This is a genomic window from Actinomyces sp. S6-Spd3, assembly GCF_000758755.1.
Classification (GTDB): Bacteria; Actinomycetota; Actinomycetes; order Actinomycetales; family Actinomycetaceae; genus Pauljensenia.
Genome location: NZ_JRMV01000223.1, coordinates 1 through 765, shown reverse-complemented (window position 1 = coordinate 765; position 765 = coordinate 1). Strand labels below are relative to the sequence as shown.

The following is a 765-nucleotide window of genomic DNA, read 5'->3' as shown; positions in this document are numbered from 1 at the left end:
TCCTGCAGATCTGTCCGTAGGTGTGGTCGTGTCCTACACCGAAGATCCTTCGGAAGGCCGTGGCTGGGACCTAGCCGGTGAAGGAGCACAAGTAGCCGCTTGGCGTCTGGAACAGGGCGGGAAAAAAGTAAATCTGCCAGTAGCTTCTGACCAGGGATCGGAAGATGGCTCCGTCAAAGCAATCGAAGAACTAAAGGCTCAAGGTGCTACCGCGATTGTGGCGTTAACTAGCGGAGCGCACACAGATACACTGGCTCAAGCTGCTTTTGATGCGGACCTGCCAATAGTATTCCCTTATCAGGTCCCCAAAGCTGAAGCCCCCGCAGGCGCATGGTACGCCATGCCGTCAGAACAAGGACTAAAAGAGCTTATTTTAGACCGCATCGCTGCTCTGGGATGCGAAAGCCCTATTATTTTCAAGGGCACACAACCCCAATTTGATGGCATCAAAGGCACTGAAATTACAATCGGGGCCGAAGGCGTTGAGAAGTCTGTTGAAGAACTAGTTAAACATCTAGGAGAAAAGACCACTGAAAACTGCATCATTCTAGACACTGACCCGGTGCAGAGTGCGCAGATTATCCAGGGGCTTCACGGTCTCAACATTACTGTGGCAACCATCGGTGGCCCCGCGCTCGTAAACCCGTTGTTCACCCAGACCCTTGGAGATAATGCAGAAGTGCTCAACAATGTGTACGCCGTAGGAACGCCCTCCGCAATGGGCGTATCAATGACACCCGGTTCCCACGGGGCACGTGCAGCAGT

At 53.2% G+C, this 765-nt stretch carries 1 protein-coding gene; it reads left to right on the top strand.

Going from position 1 to position 765, the window contains the following annotated elements; translation table 11 throughout:
- Window positions 1–28: 28 nt before the first annotated feature.
- A partial coding sequence (locus HMPREF1627_RS01865) for a hypothetical protein (protein ID WP_158705802.1) occupies window positions 29–765 on the top strand: 737 nt, incomplete at its 3' end.